The organism is Kitasatospora sp. NPDC056181, from assembly GCF_042266225.1.
Taxonomy (GTDB): Bacteria; Actinomycetota; Actinomycetes; order Streptomycetales; family Streptomycetaceae; genus Kitasatospora.
Window position 1 is genome coordinate 35,374 of sequence record NZ_JBHJUK010000047.1, and the last position, 22,346, is coordinate 57,719.

Sequence of the window (22,346 nt, forward strand, 5' to 3'; positions counted from 1 at the left end):
GCAGGCGGGCAGCAAGGCGGGCGGACAGGGCGGACAGGGCGGGCAGACGGACCCGCGGATGGGCGGCCGACGGGGGTCAGATGGCGGCGAGTCGGCGGTGGCGGCGAACGATCCGCGCGATGGCCGTGCTGACCACGGTCGCGGCGGTGCAGGAGACGGCGAGGCTCAGCCATGCGGTGTCGAACCAGTGGCTGTTGAGCCAGCCCAGCGTGACGATGTAGGCGGCCCAGATCAGCGCGGCCAGCGCGGACCAGCGGAGGAACCGGTGCGGCTGGGCGGGGGAGTGGCCGATGGCCAGGTCGAGGACGGTGCGCCCGGCCGGTACGAACCGTGCGATCACCACCATCGCGGCGGCCGCCCCGGTGGTGCGGCCTTCCAGGGCCTGCTGGACCCGGGCGACGCTGGCCGCCAGCTGCGGGCGGTGTTCGAGCCGTCGCTGCACCGAGGGGGCGCCGCGCCGGGCGAGCTGGAGGAGCAACAGGTCACCGAGGAACGAGGCCACCGCGACGCCGAGCCCCAGCAGCAGCGGCGCGCCGTCTATCTGCGCGGTCTTGAGCACGGCGAGGATGACGAGCGTTCCGCTGGGGATGAAGGGGAGGAAGGCGTCGCCCAGTACGGCGAAGAGCGCCAGGGCGCAGATCCATGAGGATCCGATCACCGCTGCGATGTCCAAGGTCCGACTCCCTCCAGGCTGCCCGGGGGAGCAGATGGCTGCAGGGGACAACGCTAGCGCCTCGACTTTTCATGCCATGAAGCACCCCGGCTGTGCCGGACCTCACAGGGCCGAGGCAAGGAGCGGGGCGGGGCGTAGGCAGAGGCGCGGACATCGGCACGGACAAAGGCGTGAGCCCCCGGTGCGGGGTGCCGCTCCGGGGGCTCGCGGGGATCGATCGGCGCTGGTCCAGCCCGATGACCTTGCTGATGAGGACGGATCCGGTTGGGTGATCCGCTCAGGGCTCCAGCCTGCCGGACGCCGCCCGTCGGCCGCGAGGCCTGCGGCTGGCGACTTCCCGCGCTGGCGTGAAGTCGCCACGCGTGTCCGTCTGCTGGCTCTGAGTCAGCCGAACGGTCGGTAGGCGGCCGGCGTGCGGCACTGCGCACGCCCGGCCGGTGACGACGGCCATCGGGCCCGGCACGGGGAACACCCGGCCGTGCGGCGTGGTTGACGTCCGTCGGCAGGGACGGCCGTCGCCCAGGGCGCGGCCGTTCGAGACGGCCGGGACGACGGCCACGGAGACGGCGGCCACGACGGCTGCGACCACGGGCCGCCCGGGCGGCCAGAAGGGCGGAGGCATGACCACCGAGGACCACCAGGAGCGCGGTTCCGAGCCGCGGACCGGCGCGGCGATCCGGGGCACCGCCCGCGGTACCGCGCCCGCGCCGCTCTCCATCCTGGACCTGGCCACCGTCGGTGTCGGCTACACCCCGTCCGAGGCGCTGGCCGCGACCACGACCCTGGCCCGCAGCGCGGAGGAGTGGGGTTACCACCGCTTCTGGGTCGCCGAACACCACGGCATGCCCGGTGTCGCCAGCTCCACCCCGGCCGTCCTCCTGGCCCACCTCGGGGCCCGCACCACGACGCTGCGGCTCGGCTCGGGCGGGGTCATGCTGCCCAACCACGCCCCGCTGGCGATCGCCGAGCAGTTCGGCCTGCTGGAGGCACTCCACCCCGGACGCATCGACCTCGGGCTGGGCCGCGCCCCCGGCACCGACCCCGCAACCGCCCGGGCCCTGCGCCGCGGCCTCGCCGAGGGGGCGGACGACTTCCCCCAGCAGCTCGCCGAGCTCACCCACTTCCTCGACGGCGACTTCCCGGCCGGTCATCCGTACGCCCGGCTCACGGCCGTCCCCCAGGGCGACGGGCGGCCGCCGGTCTGGCTGCTCGGCTCGTCCGGCTTCAGCGCCCAGCTGGCAGGCCGGCTCGGCCTGCCGTTCGCGTTCGCCCACCACTTCAGCAGCACCAACACCCTCCCGGCCCTCGACCTCTACCGCTCGTCGTTCCGCCCCTCGGCCGTCCTCGACGAGCCGTACGCCCTGATCGGGGTGAGCGCGGTCGCGGCCGACGACGAGGCGTCCGCCCGCCGGCTGGCCCGCTCGGCGGCGCTGGGGATGCTCCGGTTGCGGCGCGGCAACCCGGGCCCGATCCCCACTCCGGAGGAGGCCGAGACCTACCCGTACAGCCCGCTGGAGGCGGACTTCGTCGACGACTGGCTGGGCAACGTCGTCCTGGGCGCGCCGGGTGAGGTCGCCGACGGGCTGGAGGCCCTGCGCAAGCGGACCGGGGTGGACGAGCTGATGGTCACCTCGCACATCCACGGCCACGAGGCCCGCCACCGCTCGTACGGGCTGATCGCCGAGGCCTACGGGCTGACCGGGGCGTAGCGCCGGCCCGCGCGAGGGCGGGCGGAGCCCCGGGGGGACGGAAGCGGGCCGTACGGCCCCGCGGGCTGCCCGGGCCCCGCGGGCGGCACGGCCCGCACCGCCCGTACCGCTCGGGCCCCGCGGGCGGCACGGCCCGCACCGCCCGTACTGCTCGGGCCTCGCGGGCGGCACGGCCCGCACCGCCCGTACCGCTACTGCTGAGCCGCACCCGGGAGCTCGTCCGGCCCGGGGCGGCTCTCCCGGAGTATGGCCGCGACGAGTTCGGCCTCGCCGGGTCGGGCGAAGTACCAGCCCTGGGCGGTGTCACAGCCGGTCAGCCGCAGTCGCTCGGCCTGCGCCGCGCTCTCGATCCCCTCGGCGGTGACGGTCAGGCCGAGGGTGTGCGCCAACTGCACCATCGCGCCGACGATCTGCTCGTCGGCGTCGCTCCGGCGGGAGCCGAAGGCGGGGATTTCCGTCTTCCCGGCGGGGGCCGGGTCGCGGAAGCCCTCGATGAAGGTGCCGTCCAGCTTCAGGACGTGCACCGGCAGCCGGGAGAGGTACGCCAGGTTGGAGTAGCCGGTGCCGAAGTCGTCGATCGCGATCCGGACGCCCATGTCGGCGAGCGCCTGCAAGGCCTGCAACGGCCGGCCGCCCGGGCCCAGCAGTGCGCTCTCGGTGATCTCCAGTTGCAGCAGCCGGGCCGGCAGGCCGGTGCTGTCGAGCGCCTGGGCCACGTCGGCGACCACGTCGGAGTCCCAGATCTGGCGGGCGGCCAGATTGACGCTCACGAACGTCTCGGTGTCGGGGAACTCGCTGAGCCAGCGCTGCGCCTGACGGCAGGACTCCTCCAGGACCCACTTGCCGAGCGGCACGATCGCGCCGGACTCCTCGGCGAGCGGAATGAAGCGGTCGGGCGAGAGCGTCCCGTAGCGGGGGTGCCGCCAGCGGACCAGCGCCTCCGCGCCGTGCACGGCCCCGTCGGCGAGTCCGACGAGCGGCTGGTACTCGATGGTGAACTCGCCGCGTTCCAGGGCCGGGCGGAGTGCGGTGGCGAGGAGTTGGCGGGTCAGTTGGTGGGCACCCCGGTCGGGGTCGTAGAGGGTCCAGCGGGCCCGGCCGTCCGCCTTGGACCAGTAGAGGGTGGCGTCGGCGTCCTTGACCAGGTCGGTCGGCGTGGTCTCGTGCACGGAGCGTTCGACGACGCCCACGCTGGCGGTCACCACCAGCCGGTGCCCGGCCACGTCGAAGGGACGTTCCAGCGCTTCGAGGATCCGGGTGGCCAGCGCGGTCAGCTGGTTGCTGCCCTGACTGTCGGTCACCAGGACGGCGAACTCGTCGCCGCCCATCCGGGCCACCAGGTGGGTGTCGTGCTCGGAGAACCCGCGCCGCAGTCGGGTGGCGACGGCGATCAGCAACTGGTCGCCGATGTGGTGGCCGAGGGTCTCGTTGATCGCGGCGAAGCCGTCGAGGTCCAGGTAGCAGACGCCCACCCGACGCTCGTCCGCCTCCTCGGCGGCCGCCCCGGAGCGGGGGCCACCGTCGGTGTCGACCGTCTCGCCGACTCCAGCGCCGGTGCCTCCGCCCACGGGTGCGTCCGTACCCCGGCCCGCAGGGCCGACCGCCACCGCGAGGCACGCGGCGTCGAGCCGTTCGAAGAAGAAGGTCCGGTTGGGCAGCCGGGTCAGCGGGTCGTGCAGGGCCTGGTACTCCAGGCGGTCGCCGAGCCGGCGCTGCTCGGTGATGTCCTCCACCATCGCGAGGGTGTAGAGCGGACTGCCCGCTCCGTCCCGGATCAGGGAGATGGTCACCTTGCACCAGACCGTGCGGCCCTCGCGGTGTCTGAGCTGCTTCTCCACCCGGAGCCGTTCGCGCTTGCCGCGGACCAGTTCGGGGAAGAGCCGGTCGGGCATCCCCTCCGGGTCGATGATCTCGCGGACCGGAGTGCGGACCAGCTCGCCGGCCTCGCAGCCGATCAGGGCGGCGAAGGCGGGATTGACCTCGATGATCCGGTCTTCGGGATCGATCAGGGCCATGCCGATTCCGGCGTCGCAGAAGGCCGCCCGGAACCGGGATTCGCTCGCGCTCAGTGCGGCCAGCAGCCGGTCGGTCCCCCCGGTCGGCAGGTCCGCCCCGTCGGCGGGCCGGTGTGTGCCGCGGGTGAGCGGGGCGGAGCAGGTGGGGCAGAGGACGATGTGGGCGCCGTCCGCGCCCTCGGGGCCCGTCCCGGGTGGGGTGCCCGGCGGAAGGAGGAGAGGGTCACCGTTCACGGCGTCGACCGCCTCGGCCGCCTTGACCGGGTCCGCCGCGTCCACCGCCGTGACCGCGTCGATTGCCGTGACCGCCGTGACCGTCGTGACCGCGTCGGCGGTGGTGCCGCGGGGGGCGTCCGTCACGGTGTCGAGGGCGGTGCCGATGGCCGTGCCGTGGGCGTGGTGCAGGACCGGAGTCCGGAGGTGGCGGTGGTGTTGCGGTTCCTCGTGCCGCACGCCTGGGTGGTGTGCGTCGGCCCCCTCGTTCTGGCCCGGCACGGCATGCTCCCGTCCGCTGCTGACGCTTGATGCTTGACGCTGGTCCGGCCGGTCACCCGGAACTGCGGCGGCCGGCTCGCGCACGCTGTCGAGGTCCTCGCGGTCCGGGGCGGAGCGCTCGCGGAGGAGCACTCGGATGGGGATCCGCGTGAAGAGAAGAACAGGGCGCTGCGGCCGATCATAGGACGCGGCGGCAACGCGCGGTAACCGCCGCCAGGGTGATTCGCCTGCTTTCGGATCATGTGTGGCGGTACATGCAGACGCCCCTGGTGTACATCACATGATGTGCACCAGGGGCGTGTGCTACCGCTGTGCGCCCCGGGCGCTGGTCGAGCGCCGGGAGCGCGCCGTTCAGCCGGGTCGCAACGCTCTGTGTGCGTGGCTCTGTGTGCGGCCGGAACGAAGCGTCGGAGGGTCAGGCCAGCTTGGCCGTGAGGGTGATGGTCGTGCCGGTGAGGGCCTGGCTGACCGGGCAGTTCGCCTTGGCGTCCTCGGCGGCCTTCACGAAGCCGCCCTCGTCGAGGCCGGGCACCTCACCGGTGACGGTCAGGTGGATGCCGGTGATGCCGGCGCCCGGCTGGAAGGTGACATCGGCCTGGGTGTCGAGCTTGGTGGGCGGCGTGCCCGCGCCGGCCAGGCCGTTGGAGAGGGCCATGGAGAAGCACGCGGAGTGAGCGGCCGCGATGAGCTCCTCCGGGCTGGTCTTGCCGTTCGGCTCCTCGGCCCGGGCGGGCCAGGAGACCGGGTACTCGCCGATGCCGGACGAGGCGAAGGTCACCCGGCCCTTGCCGTCGAGCAGGTTGCCTTCCCAGGCGGTGCGTGCGGTGCGAGTGGTTGCCACGATCGGTACCTCCGTCACTGAGGAACTGCTGAGTCGTCACTTCCGGTCATGCCGCGCACCAGACTACGGGCAGGTCGCGGGCCGGTCGCGGGTTGCGCCGCGAGGGTGTGGCGAGGTGCTGCGGCGGGAAAACCGCAGGTTCGGGCACCGGTGGCGGGTGGCCCGTCCATTCACCGTCCGGATCGTGGACGGATGCGCCAAATGGTGAGGATCCGCACCGGGGGCCCTGTTAGATTTGCCCGGGCCTGGACCCCGGCCTTCGGACGGCCGGGTGCCGACCAACCAGAGAGCCGCGGAGCCGCCCCGATGACGGATCACCCCACGACCCCCGATGCCGGACTGCCCGAGGGGATCGCCGATGCCGTGCGGGCCGAGCTGACCAGCCTGCGCGAGAGCATCGACAACATCGACGCCGCGGTGGTTCACATGCTGGCCGAGCGGTTCAAGGCGACCCAGCGCGTCGGCCGGCTCAAGGCCGAGCACAAGCTGCCCCCGGCCGATCCGGCGCGGGAGCGCGACCAGATCCGGCGCCTGCGCGAGCTGGCCGCCGGGGCGCACCTCGACCCGGTGTTCGCGGAGAAGTTCCTCAACTTCATCATCGCCGAGGTGATCCGCCACCACGAGAAGATCGCCAGCGATGCGGTGACCGGCCAGAACGTCGCCGACTGACGACGCGCCGAGGCGTTCCCGAGCCCCGGCGGGCCGGGCATGCCGTGGCAGGTTCCCCGGCGCTTCTCTCCTGAGCCCGTCCGCGCCCTGCGCGCGTGTACTGTCCGCGCCCCGCGTGTGCCCCGCCCGCGTCCTGTCCGCCTTCGGCGGTGTCCCGTCCACGTCCGGTCCGCCCTCCGTCCGCGGGGCGTGGATGTCTGGCGCGGGTAAATGCCCGATTTCGCGAGGCTTCGTCGGTGGCGTAGCGTGCAGGTTCCCCCAGCCGGAGAGGTGGAGCAGCGACGATGGCGGTGGACCTGCCCGATACGCACAGCGATGCCGGGAGCGGGCCGGCCCCGGCTGCCGGTGCCGGCCATGGTGCTCCCGGTGCTCCCGGTGTCCCCGGAGGCGGGCGTGCCGCGGCGCGGCGGGCGCGGGGCCGCAAGGCCCGGCGGGCGGGGCGTCGTCACCGGCCGTGGTGGATAGAGATCCCCGCGATGGCGGCGGTCGGACTGGTCGTCGCGTTGCTGATCAAGACCTGCCTGTTCCAGGTGTTCACCATCCCGTCCGGCTCGATGGAGAACACGCTGCGGATCGGCGACCGGGTCGGCGTGAACAAGTTCGCGCCGCTCACCGGCTGGGAGCCGAAGCCCGGCGAGCCGATCGTGTTCAAGGACCCGGGGGAGTGGCTGCCGCCGCAGCCGACCGACGGCAACCCGGTCTCGCGGGCTGTGACCTCGACGCTCAGCTTCGTCGGCCTGATTCCGCCGAAGGACGACAACTACCTGGTCAAGCGGGTCATCGCGACGGGCGGCCAGACCGTGCAGTGCTCGGGCACCACGCTGACCGTCAACGGGGCGAAGGTGGACGAGCCGTACCTCCACCCCGGGGACGACTCCTGCGCGGGGCTCGACTTCGGCCCGGTGACGGTGCCCCAGGGCCACGTCTGGGTCGAGGGCGACCACCGGAGCGACTCCGCCGACTCGCGGTACCACCAGCGCGGCCCGGGCGGCGGCGCCGTGCCGGTGGACAACGTGGTCGGGCCGGTCTCGGCCGTGGTGTGGCCGCTCAATCACCTCGACTGGTTCGGCTGGGTCGGCCACTGACCCCGGGCCCGGTACCGGGCCCGCTCCCGGCGCCCTGCCCTGCCGCACCCTGCACCCCGGCACCCTGCTCCACGGCCGCACGCGCCAGCCGCTCGCCCAACGCGGTCGCACCCGCCCCGGCGCCCGCCGGCGCAGCGGCCGCAGAGCCCGCCTCGGCACCTGCACCCGCACCTGCCCCCGCGCCCGCGACAGCACCTCCGTCAGGCACCCCGGTCCGCACCTCGTCGGCCGGGGCGGCGGGCTTGCTCGCCTGGGCCGCGAAGGCGCCGGCCAGGACGAGCAGGCCGCCGGCCATCTGCGGTGCGCCCAGGTGCTCGCCGAGCAGGATCCAGGCCAGCACGGTGGCGACGACCGCCTCCAGGTTGGCCACCACCCCGGCGACCGGGGGCGACAGGTACTGGACGGAGATCACGCCGGTCAGGTAGGCGAGCACGGTCGCGACGAGGATCATCCAGGCGGCCGGGATCAGGGCGGGCAGCGAGTACCCGTTCATGACGACGTTCCCGCCGAGCAGGCTCCAGTCGGCGTCCCACGGGCGGGCGAACACGGTGAGCACGATCGCGCCGATCAGCAGGCCGTACGCGCTGAGGGCGAGCGGGTCGACCGGGCGGTCGCCGCGACTGCCGGCGTCGGCCAGGACGAAGTAGCCGACCTGGCAGCAGGCGGCCCCGAGGGCGAAGAGGACGCCCAGCGCGTCGAAGCTCAGGCCGTTCCAGACCTCCACCACGCAGGCGAGTCCGGCCACGGCGATGCCGGCGCCGACCGCGGAGCCCCGGCTGATCGGCCTGCGCTGGACGAACTTCACGTAGCCGATGAGCAGCGGCGGCCCGAGGTACTCGATGAGCAGCGCGACGCCGACCGGGATCCGGGAGATCGCCGCGAAGTAGCAGGCCTGTACGCCGGCGACGGCGAGCAGGCCGAAGCCGAGCAGCACGCCCGGCCGCCGGAGCACCGCGTCGCGGTGACGGTAGGCGAGCGGGAGCAGGACCACGGCGGCGCCGGTCACCCGGAGCCAGACCACATGCAGGGGGGAGAGGCCGGCCTCGATCAGCGGCTTGGCGGCGGTGCCGGAGCCTCCGAAGGAGAAGGCGGAGACCAGCGCGAGGAGGAGACCGAGGGTTCTGCCCGGGGATCGGCCGAGCAGGGGCTTTGAGCTGTACACCCGCGCATTGTGACAGTCATTCCCGCGGTTCAGTAAGGTGCCATTCCGTCATTTGGTCCTGCCCCTAACTGTGCGCAACGGCAGATTTGCGGACAAGTCCGCTACTGCCCTGACCCGGCCCCCGCCAACGAGTCCGCGCCCGCACCGGTGCTGGTACCCGCGCCCGAGCCGGCCGCGCCCCCCGACGGCTGGGGAGGGGTGGTCGGGCCGGTGGTCGGCGCCGTGGTCGGCCCGGTGGTGGGTGCGGTGGTCGGCGCCGGCGTCCGGGTGGGCCGGCCCGTCGGCTGGGTGGTCGGCTGGGACGTGGGCCGGGAGGTCGGCTGCTGGGTGGGAGCGGTGGTCGCCCCGCCGTCACCGGGGCGCGAGCCGCCCGGGTTGTCCTGCCCGCCCGAGGACCCCGGGGAGCCGGACGTCCCCGACGGGCCACTCGGCGAGGCGGAGCCCGCACCGCCCGGCGAGGCCGGGGTGGAGGCCGCCCCGGACGGGGTCGAGGAGCCGTCGGTGGCGCCGGACGACGTGTCGTCGTCACCGGACGAGGAGCCGCCGTCCGAGGGCGAGGGGAAGTCGCCGACCGGCAGGCCCTTCAGTGCGGCCTTCATGTAGCTGGTCCAGATCTGCGCCGGGTACTGGCCGCCCGCCGCGCCGTCGATGCCGCCGGTGCCGCTGAGGCTGACCTGCGCACCACTGGCCGGGTCCTGGCCGAACAGGGCGACCGAGGTCACCAGCTCGGGGGTGTACCCGACGAACCAGACGGACTTCTGGTCGTCCGTCGTACCGGTCTTGCCGGCCGCCGGGCGGCCCAGGGCCTTGGCGCGCCAGCCGGTGCCGCCCGGGTCGCGCACCACGCCCTGGAGCATGGAGGTGACCTCGCGTGCGGTCTCCTCGCTGACCGCCTGGGTGGTCTTGTGGGCCGGCAGCTGGAGCGCCTCGCCCTCGCGGTCCACCGACTGCACCAGCCACGGGGTGATCTGCTTGCCGCCGTTGTCCAGCGTGGCGTACACGCCGGCCATGTCGAGCACGCTCGGGGTGGCGGCGCCGAGCGGGATGGACGGCACCGGTTCGAGGCCCGGGGTGTTGCTGGGCAGGCCGAGCGCGATGCCGGTGTCCCGCACCTTCTGCAGCCCGGTGTCCTGGGCGAGCTGGGCGAACGCCGAGTTCACCGACCAGTCGGTGGCCTGCTGGAGCGTGATCTGGCCGTAGCTCTTGTCGCCCTCGTTCGGCGGCGCGTAGGGGGTACCCTTCCCGCCGCGGACCTTGCGCCCGCTGGTGCCGTCGTAGACGGTGCGCGGGGTGACGGTCTGGCCGGACTGGGTCTTGGCGTCGTTCTCCAGCGCCGCCGCCAGGGCGATCGCCTTGAACGTCGAGCCGGCCTGGTAGTCCCGCCGGGTGGCGTTGTCGATGTAGTGCCTGGTGTAGTCGACCCCGCCGTAGAGGGCGACCACGGCGCCGGTCTTCGGGTCGACGGAGGCGGCGCCGGCCTGGGCGGCCGCGTCCTTCTTCCGCTTGTCCGGGTTGAGGGTGTCGTGCAGCTGCGCCTGGACGGAGTCCTGGAGGGCCTGCTGGCGCGCCGGGTCGACGGTCAGCTTGATGGTGTAGCCGCCCTTGGCCAGCTCGGACTCGGTGATGATCTGGTTACCGGTGAGGTACTCGGTCGCCGCGTTGACCAGGTAGCCGGCCTGGCCGGAGAGGCCGAGCTGGGCCTGCGGGTCCTTGACGTCGGGGAAGGCGGTGGCGGCGCGCTCCTCGGCGGAGAGCCAGCCCTCCTTCACCATGCCGTCGAGGACGTAGTTCCAGCGGTTGACCGCGTTCTGCTTGCCGGCCGGGGTCGCGGTGGCGACGTCGTACGCGCTCGGCGCGTTCAGCAGGGCGGCCAGGTAGGCGCCCTGGGCGGGGTCGAGGGCGGACGCGTCGACGCCGAAGTACTGCTGGGCGGCGGCCTGGATGCCGTAGGCGCCGCGTCCGTAGTACGAGGTGTTGAGGTAGCCGGAGAGGACGTCGTCCTTGGCCTGGGTGGTGTCCACCTTGATCGCTATGAAGAGTTCCTTCACCTTGCGGCTGATGGACTGCTTCTGGCTCAGGTAGGTGTTCTTCACGTACTGCTGGGTGATCGTGGAGCCGCCCTGGGTGCCCTCGCCCTTGGCGGTGTTGAGGGCGGCGCGGACCAGGCCGGGAACGTTGACGGCGCCCTCGTGGTAGAAGTTGCGGTCCTCGGCGGCCAGCGCGGCGTGCTGGGCGGCGGGGGAGACCTTGTCCAGCGGGACGTTCTGCCGGTTGGTCTGGCCGGTCCGGGCGATCACCGAGCCGTCCTGGTAGAGCCAGGTGTTGCTCTGCGCGGTCGCGGCGGCGTGCGCGTCCGGCACCTTCACCAGGGTGATGCCCAGCGCGAAGAGGCCGATGCCGAGCAGCAGGGCGGTGACGAAGCCGAGCAGGGTGAGCCGCCAGGTCGGGACCAGCCGGCGCCACCCGGTGCGCCTGGGGCGGCGGGCCTTCTTGCCGCCGCCGCTGCCGGCACCGCCGGCCGGGTGCTCCGACGTGCGCTGCAGGCTCTTCACCGGGCGGAGCCGGAAGGACGGCATGCGACGGCCGCTCCGGGAGTTTCGGGACAAAGCGGCGGCCTTTCCTGCGGGCGGACCGTGCCGGCCTGCACGGCGTGGGACATCGGCGGTCAGGGACCCGTGTCCCATTTCCGGTGTACTGCCCAAAACGCGTCGAAAGGGTCGGTTGGCTCCACCGGATCGGCAAGCGAGACCGACATCACACACAAAACGGACGTCGATGGGCAAAAAAATCGGAGAGCCCCTCGCTGCTGCGAGAGGCTCCCCAATGTCTGTGCGCCGCCAGGGACTCGAACCCCGGACCCGCTGATTAAGAGTCAGCTGCTCTAACCAACTGAGCTAGCGGCGCCTGCTGACTCGGAAAACAATACACGGTCCGGAGGGGTGCCCCGCACCATGGAGGTGGCCGGAGGGTGTCCGGGAGGGGCGGTCGGGGCGACATCGCCTGGTCGCGGAGGGTCCGTCGCCTGCTTCGGGCGTCCGTTTCCGACCGGTTGGGACGGAGTTTCCTGCCGGTTAGGGTGGAAACGTGCCCAGCCCCCACCTCGGCCGTCGGAACGCTCGGCTCGTCGCCGCCGCCCTGCTGCTCAGCGCGGTGGCGTACACGGCCTGGGTGCTGGAGGTGGTGCTGAGCACCGGCCTCGACCCGGTCCAGGCGTACATCAGCGAACTCGCCGCCGAGGACCAGCCACTGGGCGGGCTCTTCCGCGCCACCGACCTGGTCGCGGGCCTCGCCGTCCTGACCGCTGCCGTCACGGCCCTGCTCGCCGCGCGGTCGACCGGGCGGCGCACCGGCGAACCCGTCGCCGGGACATCGGGCGCCAGGAGCCCGGGCGCCGCACGCGGGCCGTGGGTGGTGACCGGCTGGGCGGCGCTCGCAGTGTTCGGAGCCGCCACCGCCGCCGACTCCCGGCTGCCGCTCAGTTGCGCGCCCACCAGTGACGAGATGTGCGCGGCCCGCGAGACGGCCGGTCTCGTCCCGGCCACCCACACTGCGCACGCGGTGACCAGCAGCCTCGCGATGACCGGGGCGCTCGGCGGGCTGGTCGCGCTCACCGTGGCCGCCCGCCGCCACGGCTGGTGGCCGCCGGTCCGCCGGTACGGGCCGTGGCTGCTGGCCGGTGAACTGCTGGCCACCGGCTGGAGCCTCGCCGCGATCGCCGCGTTCGAGGCGGGCCGCGGCACCTGGTCACTCGGTGCTGGCCAGCGACTTCAGGTGCTCCTGGTCGCGATCTGGCTGGCCGTGCTGGCGGCGAGCCTCGCCCGGGACGGCCGGGAGCGGGCCGCGGAGGAGCAGCCGGCCGGGAGGGCGGCCCGCAGGGCCCACGCGGAGGGGGCGGAACCGCGATGACCGGGGCAGGGGCAGGGTCAGGCGCGGGAGCGGTGGGGGCGGGAGCGGGGACGGGAGCCGCGGTCGGAACGGACCCGGCGGCGGCGTTCCTGCGCATCGACGGCACGCCCCTGCACGTCCGCACCGAGGGCAGCGGTCCGGTCTGCCTGCTCACCGGCGGGCTCGGCAGCAGCTGGTTCGACTGGGACCTGGTCGTCCCCTTCCTCACCCCGTACCGCACGGTGGTCCGCTTCGACCGCCCCGGTTACGGGCTGAGCGCGTCCGAACCCGCCACCGGCCCCGGCCCGACGCTCGCGGGCGAGGTGGATCGCATCCGCGGCGTGCTGGACGCGCTCGGGCTGCGCGGGCCGTGCACGGTGGCGGGCCACTCGCTGGCGGCGTTCCACGTCGAGGCCTTCGCCCGGCTCCACCCGGAGCGGACGGCCGGGCTGGTCCTGCTGGACGGCAGTGTCGAACCGGACCCCCGCCCGCTGCCTGCCCCGGAGCTGCGCGACCTGGCGGCGCGGACGGTCGCGGGCGCGGCCACGGCCGTCGCGGTGCCGTACCTGTTCGGACCCGTGGCGCGGCGGCTGGCCGCCCGGGCGGCCACGGTCCGCAGGGAGGACCTCGCCCCGCCGCCCCTGGTCCGGCGCTGCTACCGGACCGGGCGGGCCCTGCGCGCCCTGCTCCGGGAGAACACGGCCTACCTGGACCTGGCGGCCGCACTGGCCGACCTGCGCGGAACGGCGCCGCTGCCGGACGGGCTGCCGGTCACCGTGCTCGCCGCCGACGACGGGTGCCGGACCCGCCGCACCCGGGAGTGGCTGGGCAGCCAGCGGGACCTCGCCGCGCTGCTCGGGGCCGACTTCCGCACCACCGCACCGGCCGGGCACCTGGTGATGTTCGACCGCCCCGACGCGGTGGCCTCGGCGATCCTCGATACCTGTTGAGGCCGGCCGATCATTGAGGCCGACCACGGAGGCCGACCGCCGGGGCCGACCGACCGCCGGCACGGCGCCGGGGCGCCCACGCCTCCCGGCCCGGCCGGGACCGGCCGCCGCGCAGCGGGGCTCAGCTGGAGCCGGCCGCGGAGTCCGAGTTGATGGCCCGCCGGACCGCGCGGGCGATCGGCAGCTCCTTGGTGAGCTGCAGGATGGCCCGCCGGGTCGGGGCGCCCGTCGACCCCGGGTAGAGCCGGCGGTCCATCCGCGCCGCACCGATCAGCCCGGCCAGCTGCCGGTCGCGTTCGGCCGACTGCCCGTCCGGCCCGGCGGCCGCGCCGCCCTCGTACGCGAGCGTGGCGGCGACCCGCGCGGCGATCTCCTGCCGGACGTCCGGTCGCGTCGCCACGTGCCGTCGGTAGGGCAGGCCGAGGAAGCGGTGCTTCTCCACCGTGAGCAGGCCGTCGGCGGTCAGCCGGTCGAGGTAGGGGGTCAGGCCGGGCTTGCGAGGGATCCGGCGCAGCGCGAGGTCCAGGCCGAGCTGTTGCCTGCGCTTGCCGGCCGCCTCCAGTCGGGCGAGCACGCCCGCCGCAACCTCGTCGTGCGCGCCCAGCGGCCGGAACCCGGTGATCCGCCGCTCCTCGACGGTGATCGCGCCGGTCACCAGCAGTTCGGCGACGGTGCCGCCCGCGATCACCCGGTAGAAGGTGGCGTAGGGGATGCGGAGCCGGCCGCGCACCGGGTCGGCGCAGAGCAGCAACAGCTCCTCGGGGATCGAGCGGGCGTTCAGCGGAGCCACGGACGGGCACCTCCAACGGTGGGGCGGCCGGCGGCGCCGCGTATCCCTGGAACCTACCCGCCCGGAAACGCCTCAGGCCGCCCACCGGAGTGGACGGCCTGAGACCTTGCCATGTGCGCCGCCAGGGACTCGAACCCCGGACCCGCTGATTAAGAGTCAGCTGCTCTAACCAACTGAGCTAGCGGCGCCTGCTGACCTGGAGAACATTACACGGGGTGGGCCCGATCCGCCGAATCGCCACGACCCGACCACGGTCCGTGACCGGCCCGCGGGAGCGGTGGCAGGGGTGGCAGGGGTGGCCGAGGGGCGCTGACGGGGACGGCCGCGGGGGTGGGCGTTCCGTGGGCGTTCGGTCGGCGTTCGGTCGGGACGGAGCAAAGGCCCTGGTCGGTGGGGACTTTGGACCTCTTGTCCCGGGCCCGGCGCCGCTGCCGCCGGGCCCGGAGAGCCCCCTAGCGTGGGCGGAGGAGAGAGGAGGAGCGGCGATGAGCCTGTTCGCATCGGCACGGGATGACGGCGGGAGGCCACCGGCAGAGCCCCGCCCACTGCCCCGGCTGGTGCTGGTGGTGCCCGGCGGGCCGTACGACGATGCCGCCCGGGTCCGCGCGCTGAGCGACCGCATCGAGGCGCTGAGCGGCATCCGGCCGCGGCTGCGGCACTCTGACGGGCGATCGCCACACACGGCGGCGGCCCTGCTCGATCCGGCCGGCCAGGACGGGGTGGCGGGGCGGGTGGTGGCCGTCCCGCTGACCCTGGAGGACGGCGCAGGCCCGTCGGAGCCTCCGGCCGCCGGGAACGTGCTGGTCACGCCCGGACCCGCCGGCGCGGACGCGCTCGGCACGGCGCTGTTCGGACGGCTGCGGGACGCCGAGGAGCGGGCCGGCGCGCGGGCCGACGCCGTGGTGGTGGCGGCCGAACGGCCCGGCGAGTCCGTCCGGGCGAGCGCCGCCCGGCTGGCGGGCCTGCTCGGCGCGGTGCCGGTCGTCGTTGCGACCGGCCCGGCTCCGACACCCGGCGAGGCGTCCGGCGAGGCGCGGCCCGGTGAACCGCCCGCTGAAACGCCCGGCGAGGCCGTCGGCCGGCTGCGGGCCGCGGGCCACCGCAGGGTCGCGGTGGTCGCGTACGCCCTCACCGCGGGACGGTTCACCCGTTCCCTCTCCCGGCTCGGCGCCTGGGCGGTCACCGAGCCGCTGGCCGACCACCCGCTGACCGCCCGGCTGGTCCTGCGCCGCTACGCCGCGGTCCTGGCCGACTGCCAGAACGACCGGGGCGACCGGGTCGATCAGGCTGATCAGAGCGACCGGGCGGACCGGGCAGACGAGGCCGACCGGGCCCGCGGGACACGGCCGAAGCCGCAGTCCGCGGAGTAGGAAGTCGGCCGGTCCGACCTCCCACTCCGTACGCCTGCGCCCCCGCGCCCCTGTATCCGCGCCCCTGCACCCGCGGGACGGCTACTCCGGGTAGTGGCAGGCCGCCTGGTGGTCCACGCCCGGTGCGGGCCCGGTCAGCGGCGGGGCGTCGGCTTCACAGCGGCCGCGCGCCCCGGCGTCGAGTCCGGCGTACACGGGGCAGCGGGTGCGGAACGGGCACCCGGTGCGGCGCTCGGTGGGCGAGGGCGGGTCGCCGGGCAGCAGGATGCGGGTGCGGGCCCGTTCGGCGGGCGGGTCCGGGAGCGGGACGGCGGAGAGCAGCGCGCGGGTGTAGGGGTGGCGGGGGCGGTCGAAGACGGCGGAGACCTCGCCCTGCTCGACGGTCCGCCCCAGGTACATCACGCTGACCCGGTCGGCGAGGTGCCGGATGACCGAGAGGTCGTGCGAGACGAAGAGGTAGGAGAGGCCCAGCTCCGCCTTGAGGGACTGGAGCAGGTTGAGTACGCCGGCCTGGATGGAGACGTCCAGTGCGGAGACCGGTTCGTCGAGGACGAGCAGCTTCGGCCGGACGGCGAGCGCGCGGGCGATCGAGATCCGCTGCCGCTGTCCGCCGGAGAACTGGTGCGGGTAGCGGACGGCGTGGGTCGGGTCGAGGCCGACCTGGTGGAGCAGCTCGGGCACCCGGCGGGCGATCTCCTCGCGGGCGGCGTGCTGGGCGCGCAGCGGTTCGGCGATGATGTCGCCGACCGGCATCCGCGGGTCGAGGCTGGCCATCGGGTCCTGGAAGACGATCTGCAGCTCGGCCCGGAGCCGGTGGGCGTCGGCCCGGGAGAGCCCGGCGGTGTCCCGTCCGAGCAGTTCGATCCGGCCGGACTCGGGGGCGGCGAGCCGCAGCAGTTCGAACAGCGTGGTGGACTTGCCGGAGCCGGACTCGCCGACCAGGCCGAGCGTCTCGCCCTGGCGGATGTCCAGCTCGACGCCGTCCACGGCGTAGACCTCGCCGACCCGGCGCTTGAAGACGGTGCCCTTGAGCAGGGGGAACGTCTTGGTGAGGCCGGTGACGGAGAGCACCGGCGAGCGCCCCTCCCGGTCGGCGGAAGCGGCACCCGCCGCGGCCCCGGCACCCGCCGCGACCCTGGGCCCCGGAACAGCCCCGGTACCCGCCGCGGCCCCGGAGCCGTCGGCTGCGTCGGCAGCACCGCCGGCAGCACCGCCGGCAGCACCCGACACCACCGGCACCGGGTACACCTCGGCCGGAGCCGGCCGGCGTTCGGCCAGCTCCCCGGCCCGGACGCAGGCCGCCAGGTGGTCGTCGGGGCCGTCGAGTCCGGGCTCCGCGGTCCGGCAGCGGTCCTCGGCCAGCGGGCAGCGGGCGGCGAACGGGCAGCCGGCCGGCAGCTCGGCCATCGGGGCGGGCGTGCCGGGGATCGGGACGAGCGGCCCGCCGCGGGCGTCCAGCCGCGGCACCGCGCCGATCAGCCCGAGGGTGTACGGGTGGCGGGGCGCGGCGAACAGCTCGTCCACGCCGGCCGTCTCCACCACCCGGCCCGCGTACATCACGGCGACCCGGTCGGCCATCCCGGCGATGACGCCGAGGTCGTGGCTGACCAGGACGAGTGCGGCGCCGGTCTCCCGTTGGGCGGTGCGGAGCACGTCGAGCACCTGGGCCTGGATGGTGACGTCCAGGGCGGTGGTCGGCTCGTCGGCGAGCAGGATGTCGGGGTCGTTGGCGATGGCCATGGCGATCATCGCGCGCTGGCGCATGCCGCCGGAGAACTCGTGCGGGAAGCTGTCCAGTGCGCGGCCGGGCGCCGGGATGCCGACCAGGTCGAGCAGTTCGGCGGCCCGTGCGCGGGCGGCGGCCCTGTCGAGGCGCTGGTGGACCCGCAGGGCCTCGACGATCTGGTCGCCGATCCGGTAGACGGGCGTGAAGGCGGAGAGCGGGTCCTGGAAGACCATGGCGACCCGGCGGCCGCGGACGGCGGCGAGTTCGCGGCCGGGCAGGCCGATCAGCTCCTTGCCGTCCAGCTCGACCGAGCCGTGGACGCTCGCCGTGCCGGGCAGCAGTCCGAGCACGGCCAGCGCGGTGACGGACTTGCCGGAGCCCGACTCGCCGACGATGCCCAGGGTCTCGCCGCGCCGCAGGGTGAGGTCGACGCCGCGCACGGCGGGCACCGCGGCGCCGCGCGGCCCGGCGAAGTCGATCCGCAGGTCGCGGACGTGCAGCAGCGGGGCCGCGGGCAGCGGGGTTTCGACGGTGGGGGTCACGTGCGGTTCCGCTTCTTCCGGGAACGGGGGCGGCGACGGGGGGCCCGGGCCGCCTCGGCGGTGGGGTCGAGGGCGTCGCGCAGGCCGTCCCCGATCAGGTTGACGGCCAGGACGAAGAGGACCAGCAGCCCGGCGGCGAAGTAGAACAGCCAGGGGAAGGTCGGGGCGTCGAAGGTGCCGGCGGCGAGCAGGGTGCCGAGGGAGACGTCGGGGGCCTTCACGCCGAAGCCGAAGTAGGAGAGCGCGGTCTCGCTCATCACGGCGCCGCCGACGGCGATGGTGGCGTCGATGATCAGGAAGGACGCGACGTTCGGCAGGATGTGCCGGGCGATGATCCGCAGCGGCCGTACGCCCATGAACCGTGCGGCCCGGACGAACTCGCGCTCCCGCAGCGAGATGGTCATCGAGCGGACCACCCGGGCGGTGATCATCCAGTTGAAGAGGGCGAGCAGCAGGACGAAGGCGAGCCAGCCGGCGCCCTTCAGCCGGGGCGAGACGATGGTGATGATCAGGAAGCTGGGGAACACCAGCATGAGGTCCACCACGAACATCAGCGCCCGGTCGGTCCAGCCGCCGAAGTAGCCGGCGCAGGCGCCGAACAGCGAGGCCAGCACGGTCGAGAAGAGGGCCACCAGCAGGCCGATGACCAGCGACTTCTGCAGTCCGCGGACGGTCTGCGCGAAGACGTCCTGGCCGATCCCGTTGGTGCCGAACCAGTGGGTGCCGGAGGGGGGTTGGCGCAGCGCGTCGTAGTCCGGGGTGGCGTAGTCCCAGGGCGTGAGGTACGGCCCGCCGAAGGCGAGGACGAAGAGCAGCAGGACGATGACGGCACCGGCCACCGCCCAGCGGGCGGCGAGCAGCCGGGCGAGGACGAGCCGGCCCCGGCCGGTCACCTCGGCCGCGGGGGCGGACCGGTTGGCGGGACCGGAACCGGGCTCGGGGGTGGGCGCGGAGGACTCCGCGACGACGGCGGTCACAGCAGGTCTCCTCCGGTCAGGACCGCACACGCGGGTCGAGGGCGGCGTGCAGGGCGTCGGCGAGGAAGCCGGAGGCGAGCACCACGACGGCGGCGAACAGGTTGACGGCGACGACCGCGTTGACGTCCTGTTCGTTGATCGACTGGATGAACCACTCGCCCATGCCGTGCCAGCCGAAGATGGTCTCGGTGAAGGCGGCGCCGGTGAAGATGCCGAGGAAGCTGTAGGCGAACATCGTCGACATCGGGATCACCGCCGTCCGCAGCCCGTGCTTGAGCAGGGCGCGGTTGCGGGTGAGCCCCTTGGCCTCGGCGGTGCGCAGGTAGTCGGAGCCGAGCACGTCGAGCATGGTGCCGCGCTGGTAGCGGCTGTAGGTGGCGAGGCCGCCGAGCGCCAGCGAGAGGGTGGGCAGCAGCAGGTGCAGCGCCCAGTCGCCGAGGTGGGCGCCGAGACCGCCGGTCAGGCCGGGGGTCTCGTACCCGGTGAAGGGGACGACCTCGTGGCCGGCGACGTCCTTGGCGGCGATGGCGCCGTTCTTGAGGAGGAGCGCCACCAGGAAGACCGGGGTGGAGAGCAGGACGAAGGAGAGGACGGTGATCAGCCGGTCCGTCACGCGGTACTGGCGCACCGCGCTCCAGGCTCCGGCCGCGACGCCGAGGACCATGCCGAGCAGACTGCCGATCAGCAGCAGTCGCAGCGAGACCCAGATCCGGCGGCGGAAGTCGTCCATCACCGGGGTGTCATGGATGGTGCGGCCGAGGTCGCCGTGGAGCAGCAGGCCGCCGGCCCAGTGGCCGAAGCGTTCGACGACCGGGGTGTGGTCGTTCAGGTTGAGGTCGGTGAGCTGCCGTTCGACCGACGCGGCGGCCGGGCGGGGCACCTTGGCCTCGAAGTAGGTGCGCGGCTGGAGGGCCGCGGCGGAGAGCGCGTACGCCAGGAACACGGCGGCGATCAGCAGCACCGCGTAGTAGCCGAGCCGCTTCACGAGGTAGCGGAGCATCAGCGGCCGCCGCGGACGGGGGCGGGGCCGACGCGTCTGGTGGGCATCGGTGGTGGCCTTCGGTCGGTGGCCCTGTTCGAGCCGGTGGGGGAAAGGTGCAGGTCAAGAGTGTGGCACCGGTGCACGGCCGCGGTATTGCGGCAGTGTTGCGGCCTGTGTCGTTTGGATCAGATGTGAACTCCGGCCTCTGGTACTCGTCCTGATCCGCTGTTACGTTCTGGACGCCGGCACCACCTTGGCTGCCCACCGTCAAGCCTCGCCACACCTTTGCGACGCGACTCTCACCATCTGCCATTTCACGGGGGGACCCCTCATGGACGCTTCCAGCACACCGGCCCGCGGCTTCGGCCGGGCCGCCGCCCTCGCCCTGGCCGTCGCGCTCGCGGCCACCGCGTGCACCTCGGGCGGCGGGGGGTCGGCCGACAGCGCGACCAAGGGCGAGCCTCCCCGGCAGGGTGCGATCGACATCAACGCCAAGTCGCCGGACCAGCTGCGCGACGGCGGCGAGGTGCGCTTCCCGCTGTACCAGTGGATCACCCAGTGGAACCCGTTCCAGGTGGACGGCCGCTACGGCGACGCGGTCGAGATCATGCGGGAGCTGGAGCCGAACCTCTTCACGACGGACGAGACCGGCACCTTCAAACCGGTCACCGACTACCTGCTGGAGGCCAAGGTCACCTCGACCTCCCCGCAGGTCGTCACCTACAAGCTCAACCCCAAGGCCAAGTGGTCGGACGGGAAGCCGCTCGGCTACCTGGACTTCAAGGCCGACTGGGAGGCCAGCAACGGCAGGAAGGACGGCTACAACATCGCCGATTCCTCCGGCTACGAGCTGATCTCCGCCGTCGAGCAGGGCGCCGACGCGAACGAGGTCAAGGTGACCTTCTCGGAGCCGTACGCGGACTGGCAGAACCTGTTCCGCCCGCTGGTCCCGGCGGCCGGGATCGGTACGGCGGACGACTTCAACAAGGGCTGGATCGACAAGATCCCGGTCACCGCAGGGGCGTTGAAGGTCGGCACGATGGACAAGACCGCCCAGACCATCACGCTGGTCCCGGACCCGGCCTGGTGGGGCACCAAGCCCAAGGCGGACAGGGTCACCTTCCGGGTGATGTCCCAGTCGGCGACCACCCAGGCGTTCCTCAACAACGAGATCGACTTCGCCGCGGCGGGCACCGCCACGGCGTACGCGCAGCTCAAGGACGCCAAGGACGCGGTGATCCGGTCCGCCAGCCCGTGGGACGAGGTGCACCTCTCGTTCGGCGGCGGCGGTGCGCTGGCGGACCAGAAGGTGCGTCAGGCGCTCGGCAAGGCGCTCGACCGCTCCGCCCTGATCAAGATCGCCAACAACGGCGTGCCGGTGGAGTTCAAGCCGCTCGGCAACCACATCTTCATGCCCAACCAGACCGGCTACCAGGACAACTCCGGGGAGTGGGCCAAGTTCGACCTGGCCGCCGCCAGGAAGGCGCTGGACGAGGCGGGTTGGAAGGAGGCCGGCAGCGGTCAGCCGCGCACCAAGGACGGCCAGTCGCTGACCCTGCACTTCGTGATCAACGAGTCCACCCCGCAGGCCCAGATCGACCTCGCCACCGCCGCCCAGGCGATGTGGCTGGCGGCCGGCGTGAAGGTCGAACTCGACAAGGTCCCGGCCAACGACTTCTTCACCAAGTACGTCAACCAGGGCAAGTTCGACATCGCCAGCTGGCGCAACACCGACTCCTTCCCGCTCTCCACCAGCCTGACCAACTTCCGGCTGCCGCAGGGCGACAACGTCTTCGGCAACTACTCCAAGCTCGGCACCCCCGAGATCGACGGGCTGCTCAAGAAGGCGGCCGGCACCATCGACCCGGTGGAGGCCGCGAAGCTCTACAACCAGGCGGACGCCAGGATCTGGGAGCTGGGCCACACCGTCGAGCTGTACCAGCGGCCGACCGTGGTCGTGGCCCGCAAGGGCCTGGCCAACTACGGGGCGTTCGGCCTGGCCGGCGTCGACTACGCCAAGGTGGGCTGGGAGAAGTAGCCGCCGCGTCGGCGCGGCGGGCGTCGACGGCCCGGCGGGCGCTGGCGAGCAGCGCGGTGATCACGAGGCCGGTGGTGCGGACCCGGGGAGGTCGGCTCCGCCGCCCCCGTGCTCCTGCCACCGGCCTTGACCTTCCGCGATGCCCGCAGGCCGCCCGTGTCGTGGGGTCCCCTCCGGACCCGCCCGCTTCCAACCGGGGAAGAATCTAGCGGGGCCGTCCGGGCCGCCGCGCCGTACCGCGGCGGGCGCGCCCGGAAACCCGCCGGCCTGTCACCCGGTTCGCGCACCCGGACGTCAACTCTCGCTGACGGAAGGGAACATCGGGAGAAAACGACACGCGCGGCACCTTCCGGCCCGGCCCGCGCCGCGGCCCCGGAACGACGGCGGGCACGGCCCCGGGCACGGCCCCGGACACGGCTCCGGGGACGGCTCCGGCC

The 22,346-nt window shown here is 73.7% G+C and carries 16 protein-coding genes and 2 tRNA genes; 7 read left to right on the forward strand and 11 right to left on the reverse strand.

The annotated features are described in order from the left end of the window. Positions 1-76 precede the first annotated feature (76 nt). A complete protein-coding gene (locus tag ACFC1F_RS19445; protein ID WP_209415887.1) occupies positions 77-673 on the reverse strand; it encodes a DedA family protein in 597 nt (198 codons plus the stop codon). A 620-nt stretch (positions 674-1,293) separates the two neighbouring features. Between ACFC1F_RS19445 and ACFC1F_RS19450 the strand changes: the two genes are divergently transcribed. Next, on the forward strand, positions 1,294-2,382 hold the full coding sequence (locus tag ACFC1F_RS19450; protein ID WP_376159799.1) for an LLM class flavin-dependent oxidoreductase: 1,089 nt from the start codon (positions 1,294-1,296) through the stop codon (positions 2,380-2,382). Positions 2,383-2,573: 191 nt separating this feature from the next. On the opposite strand, the gene ACFC1F_RS19455 is transcribed toward ACFC1F_RS19450, so the two are convergent. Next, on the reverse strand, positions 2,574-4,850 hold the full coding sequence (locus tag ACFC1F_RS19455) for a putative bifunctional diguanylate cyclase/phosphodiesterase (RefSeq protein ID WP_376159801.1): 2,277 nt from the start codon (positions 4,848-4,850) through the stop codon (positions 2,574-2,576). A gap of 457 nt (positions 4,851-5,307) precedes the next feature. Then, positions 5,308-5,733: an OsmC family protein gene (locus ACFC1F_RS19460; protein WP_209415885.1), complete on the reverse strand. Its 426-nt coding sequence runs from the start codon at positions 5,731-5,733 to the stop codon at positions 5,308-5,310. 306 nt (positions 5,734-6,039) lie between these two features. On the opposite strand from ACFC1F_RS19460, the gene ACFC1F_RS19465 reads away from it, so the two are divergent. Further along, complete coding sequence (locus tag ACFC1F_RS19465; protein ID WP_209415884.1) at positions 6,040-6,402, forward strand: chorismate mutase; 363 nt, start codon at positions 6,040-6,042, stop codon at positions 6,400-6,402. 476 nt (positions 6,403-6,878) lie between these two features. Next, positions 6,879-7,487 (forward strand): signal peptidase I, encoded by a 609-nt coding sequence (gene lepB, locus ACFC1F_RS19470; protein WP_209415883.1) that lies wholly within the window; start codon positions 6,879-6,881, stop codon positions 7,485-7,487. Here lepB and ACFC1F_RS19475 read toward each other — a convergent pair. The 3 genes from ACFC1F_RS19475 to ACFC1F_RS19485 form a co-directional block, all read right to left on the reverse strand. Beyond that, complete coding sequence (locus tag ACFC1F_RS19475; RefSeq protein WP_376159804.1) at positions 7,450-8,649, reverse strand: DMT family transporter; 1,200 nt, start codon at positions 8,647-8,649, stop codon at positions 7,450-7,452. The genes lepB and ACFC1F_RS19475 overlap by 38 nt on opposite strands. 101 nt (positions 8,650-8,750) lie before the next feature. After that, positions 8,751-11,225 (reverse strand): transglycosylase domain-containing protein, encoded by a 2,475-nt coding sequence (locus ACFC1F_RS19480; protein WP_376159806.1) that lies wholly within the window; start codon positions 11,223-11,225, stop codon positions 8,751-8,753. A 254-nt stretch (positions 11,226-11,479) separates the two neighbouring features. After that, a tRNA-Lys gene (locus ACFC1F_RS19485) sits at positions 11,480-11,553 on the reverse strand. Between the two features lie 180 nt (positions 11,554-11,733). Here ACFC1F_RS19485 and ACFC1F_RS19490 point away from each other — a divergent pair. Together ACFC1F_RS19490 and ACFC1F_RS19495 are read left to right on the forward strand one after the other, a co-directional pair. Then, complete coding sequence (locus ACFC1F_RS19490; RefSeq protein ID WP_376159808.1) at positions 11,734-12,555, forward strand: DUF998 domain-containing protein; 822 nt, start codon at positions 11,734-11,736, stop codon at positions 12,553-12,555. A gap of 32 nt (positions 12,556-12,587) precedes the next feature. Then, positions 12,588-13,484, forward strand: a complete 897-nt coding sequence (locus ACFC1F_RS19495; RefSeq protein ID WP_376159809.1) for an alpha/beta fold hydrolase — start codon at positions 12,588-12,590, stop codon at positions 13,482-13,484. A 121-nt stretch (positions 13,485-13,605) separates the two neighbouring features. Here ACFC1F_RS19495 and ACFC1F_RS19500 read toward each other — a convergent pair whose 3' ends face one another. Both ACFC1F_RS19500 and ACFC1F_RS19505 read right to left on the reverse strand, forming a co-directional pair. Continuing rightward, positions 13,606-14,274: a GPP34 family phosphoprotein gene (locus ACFC1F_RS19500; RefSeq protein ID WP_376159811.1), complete on the reverse strand. Its 669-nt coding sequence runs from the start codon at positions 14,272-14,274 to the stop codon at positions 13,606-13,608. Positions 14,275-14,388: 114 nt separating this feature from the next. Further along, positions 14,389-14,462, reverse strand: a tRNA-Lys gene (locus ACFC1F_RS19505). 297 nt (positions 14,463-14,759) lie between these two features. Here ACFC1F_RS19505 and ACFC1F_RS19510 point away from each other — a divergent pair. Beyond that, positions 14,760-15,644, forward strand: a complete 885-nt coding sequence (locus ACFC1F_RS19510; protein ID WP_376159813.1) for a sirohydrochlorin chelatase — start codon at positions 14,760-14,762, stop codon at positions 15,642-15,644. Positions 15,645-15,725: 81 nt separating this feature from the next. Here ACFC1F_RS19510 and ACFC1F_RS19515 read toward each other — a convergent pair whose 3' ends face one another. The 3 genes from ACFC1F_RS19515 to ACFC1F_RS19525 all read right to left on the reverse strand — a co-directional run bounded on the left by ACFC1F_RS19515 (position 15,726) and on the right by ACFC1F_RS19525 (position 19,889). Next, positions 15,726-17,912: a dipeptide ABC transporter ATP-binding protein gene (locus ACFC1F_RS19515; protein ID WP_376159815.1), complete on the reverse strand. Its 2,187-nt coding sequence runs from the start codon at positions 17,910-17,912 to the stop codon at positions 15,726-15,728. Next, positions 17,909-18,805: an ABC transporter permease gene (locus ACFC1F_RS19520; protein ID WP_209415931.1), complete on the reverse strand. Its 897-nt coding sequence runs from the start codon at positions 18,803-18,805 to the stop codon at positions 17,909-17,911. The genes ACFC1F_RS19515 and ACFC1F_RS19520 overlap by 4 nt, the downstream gene beginning before the upstream one ends. Positions 18,806-18,905: 100 nt before the next feature. Then, positions 18,906-19,889 (reverse strand): ABC transporter permease, encoded by a 984-nt coding sequence (locus tag ACFC1F_RS19525; RefSeq protein ID WP_376159817.1) that lies wholly within the window; start codon positions 19,887-19,889, stop codon positions 18,906-18,908. A 313-nt stretch (positions 19,890-20,202) separates the two neighbouring features. Here ACFC1F_RS19525 and ACFC1F_RS19530 point away from each other — a divergent pair, with 313 nt between their 5' ends. Further along, a complete protein-coding gene (locus ACFC1F_RS19530) occupies positions 20,203-21,909 on the forward strand; it encodes an ABC transporter family substrate-binding protein (protein WP_376159819.1) in 1,707 nt (568 codons plus the stop codon). Positions 21,910-22,346 lie beyond the last annotated feature (437 nt).